A 17,331-nucleotide genomic window follows, 5' to 3' on the forward strand; every position below is an offset into this window, starting at 1 on the left:
CTCTCTTAAACAAATGCGTAACCTCCTGATATTTATCACTAAGTATAACGCATTCTTTTTGTTCCTGATTTTTATGATAAGTTCGCTTATCATTTTTGTTAAATACAACTCATTTCAAAAAGCATCTTTCATCAACAGCACCAATGAGGTAACCGGCACGCTGTATACCCGTGCCGATGAGCTGAAAAGTTACCTTTCGCTTAAAGATGTTAATGACAGGCTGGCCAGGGAAAATGCCGCCCTGCGTAATCAGCTCCGTTCGTCTCAATACGCAGATACGGCTGCCCGCCATACGGTTACAGATACCATTTACAAACAGCAGTATGAGTATATTGCCGCCAAGGTGATTAATAATTCTGTTAATAAACGTAATAACTACCTTACCATTAACAGGGGCAGTAACGATGGTATTGAAAAAGGCATGGGTGTAATATCAGGCGCGGGAGTTGTTGGCAAAGTGGTTTTAGTTAGTCCACATTTGTCTATAGTACAATCGTTGTTGCATAAAGACTCTCGGGTAAGTGGTATGCTTTTGAGTAATAAAGAAATAGGCTACCTGGAATGGGGGGATGATATGGACCCGCATAAGGCGCTGCTGGTTGATGTATCTAACAATGCGCAGCCAAAAATTGGCGAGCAGGTGGTCACATCAGATCTTTCGCTTTTCCCGGCAGGTACAGCCTTGGGTAAAGTGAGCAAGTTAAAGGTAAAAGGTGTAGGTTTTTTCCTGAATATGGAGGTTACGCTTGCAGTTGATTTTAGTAAGCTGGAGTACGTTTATGTAGTATTAAACAAGTTTGCCAAAGAGCAGGCGGGACTGGAGGCCCAGGAAAAGCAGGATGAGTAGAATAATACTGATAAACCTGATGCGTTTTGTAGTGCTGGTACTGTTGCAGGTGTTTTTACTTAAAAACATCTCGCTTTACAATTTATCTACGCCCTACCTCTATATCTTATTTATCTTGCTGCTGCCGTTTGAAACGCCCAATCTGGTTTTGTTTGCTTTATCATTTATACTGGGTTTAACTATTGATGCCTTTTACAATACCCCTGGTTTACATGCCGCGGCTTGTACCTTACTGGCATTTGTTAGGGTGCTGTTCATCAGTATAACCGTACAAAAGGATGGGTTTGATAACGAGCCCGAGCCAACCCTGAGTATAATGGGCTTCAGGTGGTTTTTTACTTACGCGCTAATTCTTACCTTATTCCATCATTTTTTTCTGTTTAACCTTGAAGTTTTCAGATGGAATGAAATTACTTACACATTAAGTCGTTTTTTACTAAGTACGGTATTTACGGTATTTTTAATGCTGGTATCGGGCTTATTATTTTTCAGAAAGAAAGAGCGTAAATGAATAGTTTTTTTGAACGCAGGTACGTCATTTCGGGCATTTTTATTGTTTTGCTGCTGATATTGCTTGCAAGGCTTTTTTATATCCAGGTAATTGATGACCGGTATTTTTTGTACGCGCAAAATAATGTGGTACGCAGGCTGATACAGTATCCTGCACGCGGCCCCATACTTGACCGCAACGGCCGCATCATGGTACAAAACGAACCTGTTTATGACATTACTGTAATACCCAAACAGGTAAAGCCATTTGATACACTTGAATTTTGCAAACTTTTAAATATTGACACGGCAGGATTTAATAAACGCATGATCAAAGCCCGCAAATATTCCCCGTACCGTACCTCTGTTTTTGAGAAACAGATATCTGCACAGCAATACGCATCTTTTCAGGAGCGGCTGTCGGAATTTCCGGGGTTTAATGCGCAGCAAAGACCGGTGCGTACCTATCCAGACTCATGTGCTGCGCAATTTTTAGGTTATATAGGCGAGGTTACCGATTTGATGATCAAAAAGTCTAACGGTTACTATAGCCCTGGTGATTACGTAGGCATCACCGGCGTTGAAAGATCTTATGAAACCGTTTTACGCGGTCAGCGCGGCGTTCGCAACCTGATATATGATTCACACAATGTGCCAAAAGGCAGTTACGCCAATGGCATGTATGATACTGCTGCAGTAGCCGGCGATCGTTTAATATCCTCATTAGACACCCGGATACAAAAGCTGGGCGAAAAGCTGATGCAAAACAAAGTAGGTAGTATTGTAGCCATTGAACCCTCAACCGGTGAGATACTTTGCTTTGTAAGCTCTCCAACTTACGACCCTAATTTACTTGTAGGCCGCGAACGTGGCAAAAATGCAGGCAGATTGTATAAAGACCCTTACAAGCCCTTTTTTACCAGGCCTATACAAGCCTATTACCCACCAGGTTCGTCGTTTAAACCGCTGAGCGCTTTGATAGCCATGCAGGAAGGGGTTATTACACCGCAAACCGTATATCATTGCCCAGGGTATTACCAGTCGGGCAACCGTCGTATCAGATGTTTCCAGGGCGAGGTACATGGCGATGTGAACCTGGCCAGCGCTGTGGCTCACTCATGCAATGGATATTTTGATATGGTTTTTGAAAAGCTGATCAACCGGAACGGCGCCCGCAAAACAGATACATCATTTAATTACTGGCGAAACAATGTGGCAAAATTTGGTCTGGGCGGAAGGCTTGACCTTGACCTGCCGAGCGAAGGCCGCGGTAACCTGCCAAAAGCATCGTATTATGATAAATTGTATCATAAAGGCGGCTGGCGCTCAAGTACTGTTATCTCTCTGGGTATAGGCCAGGGTGAATTGCTGGCCACACCATTGCAATTGGCAAATATCGAAGCTACTATCGCCAACCGGGGTTATTATTATAAACCGCATTTGATAAAATCTATCGGAGATAAGCAGGTAATACGTAAAGAATATACCAAGCGTAATTATGTAGGGGTAGATTCTCAATTTTTTGAGCCTGTTATAAACGGCATGCAAAGCGTAGTTGATTATGGCACTGCTTCCGGCTCAAAAATACCGGGCATTATCATGTGTGGTAAAACCGGTACCGCCGAGGTTAAAAACCATAAAGATAACTCCGTATTTGTGGCTTTTGCCCCGCGCGATAACCCTAAGATAGCCATTGCGGTTATAGTTGAAAATTCGGGCCAGGGGGCTACCTGGGCTGCGCCTATAGCCAGCTTTATAGTAGAAAAATACCTGCGCGATTCAATAACGCGCCGTCCATCGGGCATTAATCCGGACTATTACATTAACAAAAACCTGCTGCCTGAGGTTCCGGGCTCTCCTGCTGAAAAAGCGCGTAAGAGGCTTGATAGTTTAAGGCGGGTAAGGCTTGACTCGTTAAGGAGGATAAAGGCTGATTCTGTAAAAAAGGCCATTGCCGATTCAGTTAACCAGAGCAGGATCAGGTCCGCGCAAAATATCCCGGCCAGAAAAAACACAGATGGACAATTGACCGCCATGCTGCCAAAAAGGAGGGATGATGAATAACCAGCGAAGTTTCTTCTTTAACGTTGACTGGATTGCGGTGCTCATTTATTTAGCCCTGTGCGTTATTGGCTGGTTTAACATCCATGCAGCAGTATATGATGAAACACATCCCCACATACTTGATTTGGAAACTGAGTATGGGAAACAGTTTGTTTATATTATATCAGCTTTGATTCTTGGCGGGGTAATATTACTGCTGGAAAGCAGGTTTATAACGGCACTGGCGCCTGCATTTTATATTGTGACCGTACTGTTATTGTTACTGGTGCTGGTAATAGGGCGTAATGTTGGCGGCAACCAGGCCTGGATAGATCTGGGCGCAGGGTTCAGGTTACAGCCTTCGGAATTTGCCAAGTTTGCCACTTGTTTGCTACTTGCACGATACCTTAGTTCTACCAACGTAAAAGTAACCGATCCAAAATCGTTTTTAATAGCCGGGGCTATTATCTTTTTACCTATGCTGCTGATCAAGTTGCAGCCTGATGATGGCTCTACACTCGTATTCTGCTCCTTGATACTGGTGCTTTACCGCGAAGGCTTGTCGGTATATTTTTTGGTTGTAACGGCGCTTATAGCAACTTTATTTGTACTATCGCTACTATACAGCGCGTGGGCAATCATTATAGGTTTGGTTGCTGTTGCTGTGCTGCTGTTGCTGATGGCAAGGCGTAACCGTAAATTTTCATTAGGCGTAATTATTGGTTTAATACTCTCTATAGGCTTTGTATTTGTTGTTAAACCGCTTTACTATAATGGCCTGAAGCCGCACCAGCGTGCGCGTATAGATGAGGTGCTTGGCCTTAATAATGATAAGCGTGGAGTAGGTTACAATCAAAACCAATCAAAAATTGCCATAGGCTCGGGCCGTGTTTGGGGTAAAGGATATTTGCAGGGTACACAAACTAAATACTCGTTTGTCCCTGCACAAAGCACCGACTTTATTTTTTGTACCGTTGGCGAGGAATGGGGCTTTGCCGGCTCTGTAGTAGTGCTTGGCCTTTACCTGTTCTTACTGCTGCGTATAGTTTTGATTGCCGAACGGCAAAGGGCGCCGTTTTCGCGTATCTATGGGTACGGAGTAGCATCCATCCTATTCTGCCACGTATTGATAAACATTGCAATGGCCATTGGCTATATGCCCGTAATAGGTATACCATTGCCATTCATCAGCTATGGGGGCTCTTCATTATGGAGCTTTACAATATTGCTGTTTATCCTGCTTAAGCTGGATTCTAACCGTATGGGCCTGGTTTACGCGTAACGCCTTTTTAACAGCGCGTAAAATTTATCGGCAGTGGCTTGTTTAGCTTCCCAGTTATTTTTGGCTACATAATTGGTCCGTAAAAAACGGTCGGCTTCTTCAAAGCTGTTAAAGCGGTTCACAATCTCGATAGCTTCGCTGTAGGCTAGGCTGTAGCCGTTAAACAGGTCTTTAACAAATAAAAGCTTATCATTAAGGCTAATGGCTGATTTAAGATCCTGTATAGGCGCGCCTTGCTGTTGCGGCTGCTGAGTAGTAGCTCCTCCCTGCTGTGCTCGTAACCTTTCATTTAGCGTAAGCGGGCGTTCTTCTTTTACCGGTTCGGTCTTGTAAAGGTCGGCCAGGCTTGTTGCTGAAGGCTGTTGCTGTGGTGCAGGCTGGTCTGCCTGTGTTTTTGATGTATTATCTATAACAGGTTCGGGATTGGAAGGCACTATGTTGGGTTGCTCTGTTTCATCTGCCGGCTTATCCTGTGGCAAATCTTCTGATAGCACAGGCACTTCTGCGGCAACTTTCTTTTCTGGTATTGGCAGGTCAGTATCTTGTGTTCTATCAAAAGTAAAAGTATCGGCTTCGTTTACCGTTAACTCTGGTCTTGAAATTTCAGGTTCACTGCGCTCAAATGCATAGCTGTCTTTATCCGCACCGCCCTGCAAATCAATATGTGGAACAGGCTTTTCTTCAGTAAACTGAATTTCTTCCGCCTGTACAGGTTTTATAGGCTGTTCCGGCTCTGGCCTGAACGGAGGGCGCTCTGTTACAGGCTTTACTGGGTGCACCAATGGCTCAAAATATTTAGGCTCTTCGTTAACAATCTTTGGCCCTTCAAACCTTAAAGCATCCGGCTTAAAGGCTTCTTCTTTTACAGGTTCGATCTTAATTACTTCGGGCGCTACTATTTCTGGCTTGGAGCATTCCTGCTGCATTATCTCAGGCTTTATCTCATCGACATGCGGGGGCAGCACTTGTTGCTGCTGCGAACGCTGCAGGTTCAGCTTCCGTAATATTTCTGCATGATCCTTTAAAAAGTGGGTATTAGCCACAAACAGTTCAAGTTCAAGGTCATTAAGTTCATCTGCTGTACTTTGCAGATATTCGTATTGATCTAAAAGTTCTTTAATTATTGCGCCGGTCTTTCTAAATACTTCCTGCTGCTTCATAGGCTTCAATGTTAAGAAAATGCTTACCAAAAATAGCATAAAATTCTGATATTAGCCCCTCACAAAAGTTTTGAGAGATTGTACACAGAGGAAGTTTTTAAGCGAAGAAGTGAGGTAGGCGGCAGTATTGAAGTGATCTGCGGATCGATGTTTTCGGGTAAAACCGAGGAGTTGATGCGGCGGGTTAGCCGGGCGCGTATAGCAAAGGTAAGCGTCGAAATATTTAGTCCGGCGTCAGATATTCGTTATGATAAAAGCGCCCTTGTATCGCATAATGCAAAATCAATTCCCTCAAAAGCAGTGGAGGACGCCGCCTCTATTTTAAAGCTTGCCGATGGCACCGAAGTGATCGGCATTGATGAAGCACAGTTTTTTTACGATGAGCTGCCACAAGTTTGCCAGACACTTGCCAATAAAGGCGTACGGGTAATTGTAGCCGGTTTGGATATGGATTATAAGGGTCGTCCCTTTGGTGTTATGCCCCAGTTAATGGCCCTGGCCGATGCTGTTACCAAATTGCATGCAGTATGTATGAAATGCGGCCGCCAGGCCATGTACTCCTATCGCCTGGTACCTAACGAAAGCCAGATACTCTTGGGCGAAAAAGAAAGCTATGAAGCCCGCTGCCGCGAATGCTACAACCTGGATGGAAAAATATGACGCAACATTTTGCTGCTTAATCCTTCACTACAGCTAAATATTTTAACCATATTGCCCCTGCCCTGCTTACCAGCCCGGTTGATATAAAATATTTTACGGTTTAATAATCCTTTAAACACCGTTTATAAACAATAATGCCCATATACTGTTATTATACCAGCAGTAGGGAATTGACCCGGCCGATATAAAACAGTTTAACATTTGCTTAGGTTATGGCTAAAAAGATTTTGGTTATTGAAGACGATAAAGATATACGCGACACTGTTACTTATGCGCTGGAAAGTGAAGGATACGAAGTTATCTCATCAGAAAATTCGCGCATACTAAAATCCCTTGATGATTACAAGCCCGACCTTATACTGCTTGACAACTGGCTTACCGAATGGAAAAGTGACGCCAACGGACAGCAGCTTAGCCGCGAGCTGAAAACCAACCCTAAAACAAAGCATATACCGGTAATCATCGTATCGGCAGTTAACAACGTTGCCGAAATTGCCGAAGCCGGCCTGGCCGACGCTTACATCAAAAAGCCTTTTGATCTGGACGATCTTTCAGCTATCGTAAAAAAACATTTAAATTCCTGATCAGAAGGATGCTAAATATAATAAAGCCCAACTTATACAAAGCTGGGCTTATTTGTTTGAGCATAGTGAAGTACTCCTTAAAAGGAATACCATGTTTTGGCTTACAATTTAACCCCTAAGCCAATATTGAACGAGATACCATCAGCCGGTAAAATACCCGGGCCGGGATACATGTTTATGCGTCGGGTGAAATACTTTTCGTTAAAAATGTTGTTGATGTTAAAGTTAACATGGTAGTTTTTAAGGAAACGGTAGTTAAAGGCCCAATCCACAACTTTGTATGACGGCACAATGCCAGATGCACCGGCCGGGTTAAATGCTGTGTTATTGGCATCGCTAAAATTTTTACCCACGTAACTAAACAGCAAGGTAGCAGTTATGTGGTTATTAAGATAAGTAAGCCCGGTGCGGTTGGTCCAATCAGGTGTACCCTCAATTTGATGGCCTTTCAGATCCATGTTAGTGCCATTAACATTAATTGCGCCCGTAGTGTACCTGCCATGGGTATAAGCAAGCGTGTTGAACAGCCTGAGGTCGCTGCCCGATGTTGGGTTGAATGCCCGGATCAACGACAATTCTGCATAAGCTTCAATCCCTTTTGCATTGGCATCGCCAATGGTAGTTAAGTATAAATGATTTACGCCCGCGTCGTCCTGTACCGTTAAAGTACCGGCACGGTTGGCATAGTGTACAAAGAATCCGTTTACGTCAAAAGTAAGTACCTGGCCTATCTTACCGCGATAACCCAGGTCGGCATTGTAACCCTTGCTGTCTTTCATATCCGGGTCAACCCGGGTAAGCTGGTCTGCAGGGGTTACGGCAGCATAAATATACGGGCGGTATGCCTGTGATATATTACCATACAACTGGGTAGTATTGCTAAGCTGGTACTGCAACCCCGCACCAAATAACGGGAAATTACGATTCCTTTTATAATTCACATCTGTACTTTGGCTATTCACCACGCCGTTAATAGTTGTTTTTATCCCCTCATAGCGCACGCCCGGCGTAAAAGAAAATTTATCGGTAATGCGGAAGAGGTCCTCCACAAAAGCGGCATAATTCACAGCATTTAGGTCAAGATCAATCCCATAATCTTTAACCAGGCCCAGGTCAAAATTGGTGTTTGTGGTGCCAACGCCCTTTTGCTGGCGGTGGGTAGATCCATCAGCATACCTTAAACCTGTTGTAAGGGTACTACGCACGCTGCCGATATTATAATTGTGCAGTAATCGGGCTTCCGTTGTAAAGCTTTTATAATGGTCGCGGTCTACCTGGCGTGGGTTATAGCTGTTAAGCGTTGTATTTACCGTATCATTGATGTTTGCCGGCGCTATGAACTGTACGCTGCTGCGTTCGCCAAACAGCACATGGGAGGTGACCTCCAACTTAGTGTTATTGCTGAAATCGTAATTAAAAATCACAGCCGGTATATTGATAGCCGGTTTAAAATAGTTACGAAAGCGGTTGGATGAACGGTTATTAGCGTTAAAATCGGCATCTGTTAAACCGCCTGCAATTTGCTGCACATAATCAGACCGTGAGAACTGGAACGACAAGCTACCTTTCTCTGTAAACTGGTATTTGATGTTAGCATAGTAAGCGTGGTAATTAAAAGCTGCGTTTGGCCGCCAGCCATCGCCGTTGCGGGCATCAAAATAGGCATAGTAGCTTACTTTGCCCACTTTGCCAACAATGGCACTGTATGAATTAAAAAAGCGGTTACTGCCCGCGGTTTGCTCGCTTTCAAAACCAAAGGCTTTGGTCATATCCGGCTGCTTGATCTTAAAATTGACCATTCCACCAAACTGGCTGCCAAATTGTAGCGCAGATGCGCCGCGTACGTATTGCACCTCGCCAATTGCCTGAAACGGCATACTATAGTGGTTCTCGGGATAGCCAACAACATCAGAGTTGGTGTTATACCCATTCTGGCGGATGTTAGTCTCGATGGAACGGTGCACATCCGTACCCCTGGTACCAATGTTAAGCTGCAGGCCCGAGCCGTCCATTTCCCAAACATTTATGCCCGGGACCTGCGAAAACAGGGTACGGGCAACATTGCCTGCCAGGTTCGCCTTGCCAGGATCGGCGTAAATGATATTAGTTTTTTTACCCGAGAAAATATATTGTCCACTTACCTCAGGTAAGCTTTTGCTGCGCGATTCCCGGACAAGTACACTATCCAGTTGCAACGTATCTTTTGTTATTTTTTGTGCCCGGGCCTTATAAGCACATATGGCAAGCGTTAAAGCCAGCCCGGCCTTGTAAAAACGTTTCATTAAATGATGCTGTAAAAAGTTTAAAATTGAATACAAAAAGCAGCATTACGCTATTGCAGAAATTGCATGGCATAACACATTAAATAAAATAATCAACTCAAAACTTCGGGAGGCTGCCCGGGTACGGGTATATAAGGGTCAGATATGAGTATGTAGTGGGTTTTCCATCTTTGCGGCGGTATATTTCTGAACCGCATAAAATTAAAAATGGCAACATGATGGTCGTACTTACTATCGGCACCGGTTTTTTTAACCGATGCGCCGTCAGTTTTTTTATCGGCAGGTATATCATTCAGTTGTTTGGCATAAATGATATTACTTTTAATAAGCTTGGTTTTCTCGTAATTGGGCACGCACATTACATAAAGCGTATCCTTTGTAAACTTTAGCTTTACATAGTTGTAGCACGCGTTTTTTAATTGTAGTTGCCCGCTTACGTTTTTGTAGTCGTTCCACTCAAAAATACCAGGCAAATGCTGCTTTATCTTCACTTCAATCAGTGAGTTCGGGTCATACAATCCTTCGCTGATCAATTGGTTCATGCGGCTATCGGCCTGTTGCACCATATAGTTTTGCAGCAGCAGGTATCCACCCCAGTTAAACAGGTAGATCATTAAAAAAACTATGGCAAAAAGGCGCTTCACTAATCAGGCTTTTACTTGCCACCAAGTTTAACAGAAAAAATTAACAAAGCCAATAATAAGCTTCTTTTAACATTTGCAGCAGGCAGCAGCAACATTCACAATTATTTAATTATTTTTGGATGCAATTTTTTGAGCGGCTACTATTGGTAGTCACCACGTTATAATATCAGTATCGATGCAAAGCAAAAAGCGGGTACTGTTTTATCTGGTAGACGGCGCACATGCCGAAGTATTACCCGAATTGATAGAACAGGGCCATCTCCCTAATATTAAGAAAATTATTGATGAGGGTACGTACCGTAAGGCTACTACCTGTTTCCCGTCTACAACCGGCCCGGCATATCTGCCTTTCTTAACCGGCCATTTCCCGGGTACTATGGATATAACCGGTATACGCTGGTTTGATAAAAAAGAGTTTAAGCGTACACGCTTTAACAAAATGGCCATGCGCAGCTATTGCGGGCCCGAGGCTGCATGGTTTAATACCGATATGCCTGCTGATAAACCAACGCTGTTTGAGTTGCTGGGCGAGTCATACAACCTGTATAACATGATTACCCGCAACGTGCCTGATGAGTATGACCTGGGTAAAAAAGGGAAAGGGCCTTTGTATATGCGCGCCCACTTTAAGCTTAGGCACCATCCGGTTGATATACAGGGGCATAGCCGAGTAATGGAAATGCTTAACAGCGGTAAGGATTTTGATTTCCTGTTCGCCGTTTTTCCAAGTGTCGACTGGGATTCGCACTATCACCACATACGCGATGAACGTACCGTAGAAGCCTATAAAATTGTTGACCGAAGCCTGGGAGAAGTAAGGGCGAAGCTGGAAGAACAAGGCAGGTGGAATGATACGCTTTTTGTAATGACATCTGACCATGGCCTTACCCCTACTACCAAACACCTGGACCTGGGCGACTGGATGACAGCGCAGGGACTGAAGGCGGTTTATTACCCTGTTATCTGGAAACGCAACCCTAAAAGCGCGGTATTTATATCGGGCAACTCATTTGGCGCTATCCACCTGCTTAATCATAAGGGCGACGAAGTATTGCGCGAGAGCGGGATAATTGAAGCCATGGGCGCCGATAAGCTGCAATTACTGGTAAAAGAAGACGCTGTAGATTTCGCTATTTATCGTGGCGATGAAGAAAATACCTTTATAGTACACAACCGTGATGGCAAAGCTAAAATTGCGGTTAAGGACAATGTTTTCACTTATGAACCTTTAACTGCCGACGTATTGAAATATGGAGGTAAGATAGAGGCCAATGGCCACCGTGATATTTTGGCTAAAACATTTGAGACCGACTACCCGGATGCGGTATTCCAGATCTATCAGTTATTCCGCAGCCGCAGGGCAGGCGATATTGTTATCAGCGCCGCAATAGGCTATGATCTGCGTGATTTTTGGGAATACCCGGAGCATAAAGGATCGCATGGATCGCTGCACAGGCACCACATACATGTACCTCTGATCTATAATCAAAAAGGCTGGAAAGACCATCCTGCACGTACCGCCGACCTGTTCGATTCAATACTGAAGTGGAAAGGTATAACGCCTGCAAGTTCTGAGGGTGAACCATTGTTTTAATTGCTATTTTTACCATATACATGATAGAGACACCGCAGCAAACGGCCGAGCCGGAAAAACAGGAAGCTAAAAACGTTTTCAATAAAAAGGTTATCATTAAAGGCGCGTTCTGGTTTGCACTGATCACAGTCATTACTATTGCGGGAATATTTTTTTATAATAACACCGGCGATACGGTAAAGGCGCTTTCACATATATCTTACAAGTACATTGCCATTTGCTTTGTAATGCTTTTTGTAGACCTGATGCTGGGCAGCTGGCGTAATCACATTTACATACAAAAGCTGGCGCCAAAGGTATCGCACTGGGTAAGCTTCAGGGCAAATGTGGCCAACATGTTTATGGGGGCGGTTACTCCGGCACATGGCGGCGCAGGCCCTGCGCAGATATTTGTTTATACCAGTAACGGCGTAACATTTATTGATGCGTTTGCAGTAAGCCTTATTAACATGGGCGCTACCCTTATATTTATGCCTTTAGCAGGTTTTGTAGCCATTATGCTGATGGATACCAGCTCGGTAAGCAGCTTTGTGCCCCAGATGCTTAAATATGGCTTTACTTTCTTTCTGCTGTTCTTGGTAGCATTTATGCTCGCTTTCTGGAAACCGCTATGGGTGGGTGCCATTATTAAAAAAATAGCAGCCGGGCTTTCCAAAATTTTCCCAAAGCGCAAAGAAAAACTTCATAACTGGGCCGAAAAATCATTCCAGAACATTAGTAAATATCAGCAAACCTGCAGTGTTATTGTCAGGCAGCACCCGTTTCTATTTCCGTTGAGTTTGGTGATAACCACCTTGCTTTACTTAAATAAATATTGCCTGCAATGGGTAATATTAATGGGTTTGGGTATACAAGCTAACCTGATACAGGTTATCGCTTTCCAGATCATCATCCAATTTGCCATATACTTTGCCCCTACTCCGGGAGGAAGCGGTTTTGCCGAAGCCTTGATAGCTAAGTTATTCGGCACGGTGATACCCAAATCTGTACTGCCCATTTTTACACTGTTGCAACGTTCATTCCTGTTGTTTTTCCCGGCAATGGTTGGCGCTTATGTTGTTATCAGCCTGCTGCGCAAACAGACCATGAAGAACAGTTAAGCACCGGTTTAAGTAGTTTTGCTGTCAGGGCGATGTAGTGACCTGCAAACAATCCGGTGCAAAAATGCTTTATTTGCATGTTAAGCAGTAAAGCCATGAGCACACTTATCAAAGTAATTATAACTGGCAGCACGGGTATGGTGGGCGAAGGTGTAATGCACGGGTGCCTTAATCATCCTGACGTTGAAAGCGTGCTGGTAATTAACCGTAAGCCGTCGGGCTACAATCATCCCAGGTTAAAGGAAATTGTGCATCACGATTTCTTTAACCTTTCATCAATTGAGAACCAGCTCGCGGGTTACAACGCCTGCTATTTTTGCTTAGGCATATCATCAGTAGGAACCAGTAAAGCCGACTATTATAAAACCACTTATGAGCTTACCATCAACTTCGCCCAAACGCTGGTAAAACAAAGCCCTGAAGCAACATTTTGCTATGTATCAGGCGCAGGTACAGATAGCAGCGAAAAAGGCAACGGATGGGCGGCTGTAAAAGGGAAAACAGAGAATGATTTGATGAAGCTGCCGTTTAAACGGGTGTTTGCTTTTCGCCCGGGCTTTATTAAACCTATTAAAGGGCTTACGCATACTCATGCTTTTTACAAGTTTATCACCTGGATGTTTCCCATTGGGCGTACAATTTATCCGGCTGGCTTTTGCACCTTGCAGGAGCTTGCCCTGGCAATGGTAAACGTCACCAAAAACGGTTTCAATAAAAAAGTTGTTGAAGGGAAAGATATTATTGCACTTGCAAATTTGTAATTATCGTTATTTACGTAAGTTATGGCATCTACCATATTTTATTAGCTGTTAAATGAAAGTATTACTCATAGAAGATGAACCGGCGCTGGTATCTGTAATTGTGCGGGGCCTTACAGAAGCGGGGATGGAAGTAAGCGTTGCAGCCGATGGCAATACGGGGCTGGAAATGGCTCAAAGCCATAACTTTGATGTTATTACACTTGATATTATGCTGCCCGGAATTAATGGGATACAAGTTTGCAAAGAGATACGTAAGCAGAATAACAGTGTCGCTATATTAATGCTAACCGCTCTTTCAAGCACAGAAAATATTGTGACCGGCCTTAACAGCGGCGCAGATGATTACCTGGCCAAGCCCTTTAAATTTGCCGAACTGGAAGCACGAATACGCACGCTTGCCCGTCGTAGTAACGCAGGCAAGGCCGGTAAAAGCATAATTAATGTGGATGGGCTTGAAGTAGATACGCTTTCTAAAACAGTTAAGCGTAACGGAAAGGCAATTAGCCTAACAGCAACCGAATACCACCTGCTTGAGTACTTTATAAAAAACCAGAACATGGTTTTATCAAGGGTACAGATATTGGAGAATGTTTGGGATATTGACTTTAACATGGGTACCAATGTAGTTGATGTGTATGTAAATTACCTGCGCAAAAAAATCGATAACGGATACGATACCAAACTGATACATACTATTTTTGGTATGGGTTATATGTTTAAAGAGGGATCTGCGGATGAAGCTGCAAACTAAAATAACGCTGTTGTTTGTTATTATTTCTACCATTGGGCTGGTGCTGCTCAATATCTCTATCTTCTATTTTGTATCAGAGTTTAGCTTTGAAGACTTTTTTAAGCGCCTGGAAACAAGGGTAAACCTGGCAGCCGAGATCAACATTAACCCGGACAGGCAATCGCATGCCTATAAGGAAGTACGTCTACGATATCTGGAACGATTAGCTAATGAAACGGATATCATTACTCAGATTGACAGCACCAGGAAGCAGCCTTTTAAAAGGGTGCCCGGTTTGCCAAATTCATTTTATGATATCATATTAAAGGGTAAAATGGCCCGGTACACCCGCCATAACCAATTTTATGCAGGGGCCTTATTTAATAAAGATGGCGGTAAATATATTGTAGTTGTTACCGCTACAGACCCGTATGGCTTCAAAGAGTTGCAACAGTTGAAACGGGTGCTTATCATCATCTTCATCATATCTATCGGGCTTACTTATATAGCGGGTAAAATATTTTCTTATTTCACGGTGCAGCCGGTGCGTGACATTATAAAAAGCGTTAAAAATATTACCGCGAACAATTTACACATGCGGCTGGATGATGTAAAAGGCAGCGATGAGCTTGCCGAGCTGGTAGTTACCTTTAACCATATGCTTACACGGCTTGAAACCGCTTTTGAAACACAGAACAACTTTGTAAGCAATGCCTCGCACGAGCTGCGCACCCCACTTACCATTATATCCGGAGAAACACAATTGCTGTTAAAAAGTGACAACGTTACCGAAGCAGGTAAGGCATCAGTACAAACCATCCTTAACGAAGCTGAAAAGCTAAGCCATATCTTATCAAGTTTACTGGGGCTTGCACAAACAGGTTTTGATGGAAAAAAGCAAGACTGGCAAAAAATACGTATAGATGAACTGGTGATGGACGTTGCCGATTCGGTAAAAAAAATTGCCCGTGATAGTGTAATCGATATCGATTTTGCTTCGCTTCCGGATGATGAAAACCAACTTTATACAGACGGCAATGTAAACTTGCTGCGGCTTGCCATTAGCAACATTGTATCAAATGCCTGCAAATACTCTAACAACCGCCCGGTAAATGTGCAGGTTACCTCTAACGGCCGCCACATCATCATCAAGGTAACTGATAAAGGTATAGGCATACCCACAAATGAGCAGCCACATATTTTCGAGCCTTTCTTCAGGGCCTCAAACACGGGCGATTTCCAGGGTTATGGTATTGGCCTTCCGCTAACGCTTAATATCATCAGGTTGCATAAAGGCAGCATAGGCATACGGTCTGAAGAGCAGGTGGGCACCGAGATACAGATCATTCTGCCTGTGGCATAGCTCTCCCTATCAGCTGCATTTTCGCAGCTCCATTCTAATAACTTTCTAATAAGTACCGCCTCGATATTAAAACGGGGCCCTTTCTTTTATGTATCATACTGATTATCAAACATTTTTAACTTAACTAACAAAATTCATTTTAATAAAATCCTAATATCTGTCTTAAGCCATTCTAATTAACTAAGGGTAGTATTGTATAAGTAATAATTTAAGTTTAATCATAAACACCTATCTATGAAAAACATACTCATCCCAACCGATTACCAGGCGGCATCGCTGGATTGTTTGCATGCCATCTGTAATCATTTTAAAAACGAGCAGTTAAACCTGGTTTTAGTACATGTATTTAAGCTATCCGACTCGATAACTGATGTTTTGATGCTGAGCCGCCGAAGCCGGGAGTACGAGCAGATAGAGGACGAATTTTACGAGCGTTGCAGTTTGCTCAGGGTGCAATATCCGCAGATAGTGAGTACAAAAATTGAATTTTTGTATGGCAGCACGCTTAGTATGTTCAAAAATTTTATCGAACATAACGAGATCGACGCGGTAGCCGATACGTCACATTGCCAGCATCATCAAATCCATCGTTCGAGCATTGATCCGTCTGTATTGATCAAAAAAAGCGGATTACCGGTTATAGATACTGCTAACCGTACAAACGCACATGTAAAACGCGCGGCCCTGCAAACCCCGGCCGAGGAAGAATTAACTGAGGTATAAACCCTAAACACGTCAATTTTATGTTATTAAAAGAAAATATCCCTGCAAAATACATCTTCGGAAAAATTAAAAAAGAAGTTATTTTGGTTACTGTATACGCGGTTTTAATTGCCGTAATGTATAACAATTTTCATTTTACCCGTATATCCATCCCAATTGCCGTGCCCACTATATTAGGTACGGTGATATCCTTACTGCTTGCCTTTAAATCTAACCAGGCTTATGACCGTTGGTGGGAGGCCAGGACCCTCTGGGGGGCCATTGTTAACGATAGCCGCTCGCTTACCCGCCAGTTGCTCACCTTTGTTGATACACCTTATGCCGAAGGCGAGCAAAAAGCCTTTTGTGAGCGTGTTGCAAAACGGCAGGTAGCATGGTGCCATGCTTTGAGCAGGCATTTGCGCAGGCAGGACCCGCTGCACGGCCTCGATAAATTTTTATGCAAGGAAGATATAGAGCATATTAAACGGTACGACAATATACCCGTTGCCCTGCTTGAGTTGCAGGGGGCTGATCTGCGAAGCGCATTTAAACTGGGGTGGATCAACGAATTTCAACAGGTAGCCATTGATGAAACACTTACCCGTTTCAGCAACGAGATGGGCGGGTGCGAGCGTATCAAAAACACTGTATTCCCTGCAACATATAGTGTTTATATACACTTATCGGTATTGCTGTTTATTTTATTGCTGCCCTTTGGTTTAATTGAATTTTTTGGTGTAGTTGAAGTGCCGCTGGTTATCGCAATAGCTTCATCATTCTTTTTAATAGAAAAGATGGCTATACACTTGCAGGATCCTTTTGAAAATAAACCAACCGATACACCTACAACCACTATATCACGTACAATAGAACGTGATGTGATGCAGATGCTTAAAGAAACCTTTAAGCAAGATGAGCCGGTTGCTGCCGGAGCAGGGCCCGAAAAGTCAAAAATGTTCTACATTTTATAACACTTAAAAGCAAGAAGCTGTCTCAAAAGGGCAGCTTCTTTTAGTTTCAGGTGTATTTTTTGCAACTTAAAGGCATGGGAGGCAAGGTAGTCTTTAAGGAATATGATCCTGACCAG

Annotated in this window: 16 protein-coding genes; 13 read left to right on the forward strand and 3 right to left on the reverse strand. The window is 43.5% G+C overall.

What is annotated here, in order from left to right; all coding sequences use genetic code 11:
* Positions 1–13: 13 nt before the first annotated feature.
* From mreC to rodA, 4 genes are read left to right on the forward strand one after another with little or no spacing between them, the layout of a single operon-like run.
* Positions 14–847, forward strand: coding sequence for a rod shape-determining protein MreC (mreC, locus tag ACFQZX_RS12035; RefSeq protein ID WP_377115563.1), 834 nt, complete (start codon positions 14–16; stop codon positions 845–847).
* A complete protein-coding gene (mreD, locus tag ACFQZX_RS12040; protein ID WP_377115566.1) occupies positions 840–1,358 on the forward strand; it encodes a rod shape-determining protein MreD in 519 nt (172 codons plus the stop codon). Before mreC ends, mreD begins: the two co-directional genes overlap by 8 nt.
* The gene (gene mrdA, locus ACFQZX_RS12045; RefSeq protein WP_377115569.1) at positions 1,355–3,400 is read left to right on the forward strand and encodes a penicillin-binding protein 2; all 2,046 of its coding nucleotides are present in this window, start codon (positions 1,355–1,357) and stop codon (positions 3,398–3,400) included. Before mreD ends, mrdA begins: the two co-directional genes overlap by 4 nt.
* On the forward strand, positions 3,393–4,661 hold the full coding sequence (rodA, locus tag ACFQZX_RS12050) for a rod shape-determining protein RodA (RefSeq protein ID WP_377115602.1): 1,269 nt from the start codon (positions 3,393–3,395) through the stop codon (positions 4,659–4,661). Before mrdA ends, rodA begins: the two co-directional genes overlap by 8 nt.
* On the opposite strand, the gene ACFQZX_RS12055 is transcribed toward rodA, so the two are convergent.
* The gene (locus ACFQZX_RS12055; protein ID WP_377115572.1) at positions 4,652–5,821 is read right to left on the reverse strand and encodes a hypothetical protein; all 1,170 of its coding nucleotides are present in this window, start codon (positions 5,819–5,821) and stop codon (positions 4,652–4,654) included. The two genes, rodA and ACFQZX_RS12055, sit on opposite strands and share 10 nt — an antisense overlap.
* A 78-nt stretch (positions 5,822–5,899) precedes the next feature.
* On the opposite strand from ACFQZX_RS12055, the gene ACFQZX_RS12060 reads away from it, so the two are divergent.
* Positions 5,900–6,481, forward strand: coding sequence for a thymidine kinase (locus ACFQZX_RS12060; protein WP_377115574.1), 582 nt, complete (start codon positions 5,900–5,902; stop codon positions 6,479–6,481).
* A gap of 212 nt (positions 6,482–6,693) precedes the next feature.
* Complete coding sequence (locus tag ACFQZX_RS12065) at positions 6,694–7,065, forward strand: response regulator (protein WP_377115577.1); 372 nt, start codon at positions 6,694–6,696, stop codon at positions 7,063–7,065.
* A gap of 101 nt (positions 7,066–7,166) precedes the next feature.
* Here the strand turns inward: ACFQZX_RS12065 and ACFQZX_RS12070 are convergent, their stop codons facing one another.
* Both ACFQZX_RS12070 and ACFQZX_RS12075 read right to left on the reverse strand, forming a co-directional pair.
* Entirely contained in the window at positions 7,167–9,347 is a 2,181-nt protein-coding gene (locus ACFQZX_RS12070) for a TonB-dependent receptor family protein (protein ID WP_377115580.1), read from the reverse strand.
* Positions 9,348–9,439: 92 nt separating this feature from the next.
* Positions 9,440–9,991, reverse strand: coding sequence for a hypothetical protein (locus ACFQZX_RS12075; protein ID WP_377115582.1), 552 nt, complete (start codon positions 9,989–9,991; stop codon positions 9,440–9,442).
* Positions 9,992–10,166: 175 nt separating this feature from the next.
* On the opposite strand from ACFQZX_RS12075, the gene ACFQZX_RS12080 reads away from it, so the two are divergent.
* The 7 genes from ACFQZX_RS12080 (at position 10,167) to ACFQZX_RS12110 (ending at position 17,215) form a co-directional block, all read left to right on the forward strand.
* On the forward strand, positions 10,167–11,585 hold the full coding sequence (locus tag ACFQZX_RS12080) for an alkaline phosphatase family protein (protein ID WP_377115584.1): 1,419 nt from the start codon (positions 10,167–10,169) through the stop codon (positions 11,583–11,585).
* Between the two features lie 20 nt (positions 11,586–11,605).
* The gene (locus ACFQZX_RS12085; protein ID WP_377115587.1) at positions 11,606–12,685 is read left to right on the forward strand and encodes a lysylphosphatidylglycerol synthase transmembrane domain-containing protein; all 1,080 of its coding nucleotides are present in this window, start codon (positions 11,606–11,608) and stop codon (positions 12,683–12,685) included.
* A 95-nt stretch (positions 12,686–12,780) separates the two neighbouring features.
* On the forward strand, positions 12,781–13,446 hold the full coding sequence (locus ACFQZX_RS12090; protein WP_377115588.1) for an NAD-dependent epimerase/dehydratase family protein: 666 nt from the start codon (positions 12,781–12,783) through the stop codon (positions 13,444–13,446).
* Positions 13,447–13,498: 52 nt separating this feature from the next.
* Positions 13,499–14,197, forward strand: a complete 699-nt coding sequence (locus tag ACFQZX_RS12095; protein WP_377115590.1) for a response regulator transcription factor — start codon at positions 13,499–13,501, stop codon at positions 14,195–14,197.
* Positions 14,181–15,539 carry a HAMP domain-containing sensor histidine kinase gene (locus ACFQZX_RS12100; protein WP_377115593.1) on the forward strand — a complete coding sequence of 453 codons (1,359 nt, stop codon included), beginning with the start codon at positions 14,181–14,183 and terminating at the stop codon, positions 15,537–15,539. Before ACFQZX_RS12095 ends, ACFQZX_RS12100 begins: the two co-directional genes overlap by 17 nt.
* Positions 15,540–15,773: 234 nt before the next feature.
* Positions 15,774–16,262: a hypothetical protein gene (locus ACFQZX_RS12105; RefSeq protein ID WP_377115596.1), complete on the forward strand. Its 489-nt coding sequence runs from the start codon at positions 15,774–15,776 to the stop codon at positions 16,260–16,262.
* Positions 16,263–16,282: 20 nt separating this feature from the next.
* Positions 16,283–17,215, forward strand: coding sequence for a bestrophin family protein (locus tag ACFQZX_RS12110; protein ID WP_377115599.1), 933 nt, complete (start codon positions 16,283–16,285; stop codon positions 17,213–17,215).
* Positions 17,216–17,331 lie beyond the last annotated feature (116 nt).

The sequence above is a fragment of the Mucilaginibacter litoreus genome (genome assembly GCF_042676805.1).
Lineage (GTDB): Bacteria > Bacteroidota > Bacteroidia > Sphingobacteriales > Sphingobacteriaceae > Mucilaginibacter > Mucilaginibacter litoreus.

What these genes read in the sequence shown, in the direction of transcription:
- mreC (WP_377115563.1), top strand. Translation starts at nt 14, where the DNA reads ATGCGTAACCTCCTGATATTTATCACTAAGTATAACGCATTCTTTTTG.
- mreD (WP_377115566.1), top strand. Translation starts at nt 840, where the DNA reads ATGAGTAGAATAATACTGATAAACCTGATGCGTTTTGTAGTGCTGGTA.
- mrdA (WP_377115569.1), top strand. Translation starts at nt 1,355, where the DNA reads ATGAATAGTTTTTTTGAACGCAGGTACGTCATTTCGGGCATTTTTATT.
- rodA (WP_377115602.1), top strand. Translation starts at nt 3,393, where the DNA reads ATGAATAACCAGCGAAGTTTCTTCTTTAACGTTGACTGGATTGCGGTG.
- ACFQZX_RS12055 (WP_377115572.1), bottom strand. Translation starts at nt 5,821, where the DNA reads ATGAAGCAGCAGGAAGTATTTAGAAAGACCGGCGCAATAATTAAAGAA.
- ACFQZX_RS12065 (WP_377115577.1), top strand. Translation starts at nt 6,694, where the DNA reads ATGGCTAAAAAGATTTTGGTTATTGAAGACGATAAAGATATACGCGAC.
- ACFQZX_RS12070 (WP_377115580.1), bottom strand. Translation starts at nt 9,347, where the DNA reads ATGAAACGTTTTTACAAGGCCGGGCTGGCTTTAACGCTTGCCATATGT.
- ACFQZX_RS12080 (WP_377115584.1), top strand. Translation starts at nt 10,167, where the DNA reads ATGCAAAGCAAAAAGCGGGTACTGTTTTATCTGGTAGACGGCGCACAT.
- ACFQZX_RS12085 (WP_377115587.1), top strand. Translation starts at nt 11,606, where the DNA reads ATGATAGAGACACCGCAGCAAACGGCCGAGCCGGAAAAACAGGAAGCT.
- ACFQZX_RS12090 (WP_377115588.1), top strand. Translation starts at nt 12,781, where the DNA reads ATGAGCACACTTATCAAAGTAATTATAACTGGCAGCACGGGTATGGTG.
- ACFQZX_RS12095 (WP_377115590.1), top strand. Translation starts at nt 13,499, where the DNA reads ATGAAAGTATTACTCATAGAAGATGAACCGGCGCTGGTATCTGTAATT.
- ACFQZX_RS12100 (WP_377115593.1), top strand. Translation starts at nt 14,181, where the DNA reads ATGAAGCTGCAAACTAAAATAACGCTGTTGTTTGTTATTATTTCTACC.
- ACFQZX_RS12105 (WP_377115596.1), top strand. Translation starts at nt 15,774, where the DNA reads ATGAAAAACATACTCATCCCAACCGATTACCAGGCGGCATCGCTGGAT.
- ACFQZX_RS12110 (WP_377115599.1), top strand. Translation starts at nt 16,283, where the DNA reads ATGTTATTAAAAGAAAATATCCCTGCAAAATACATCTTCGGAAAAATT.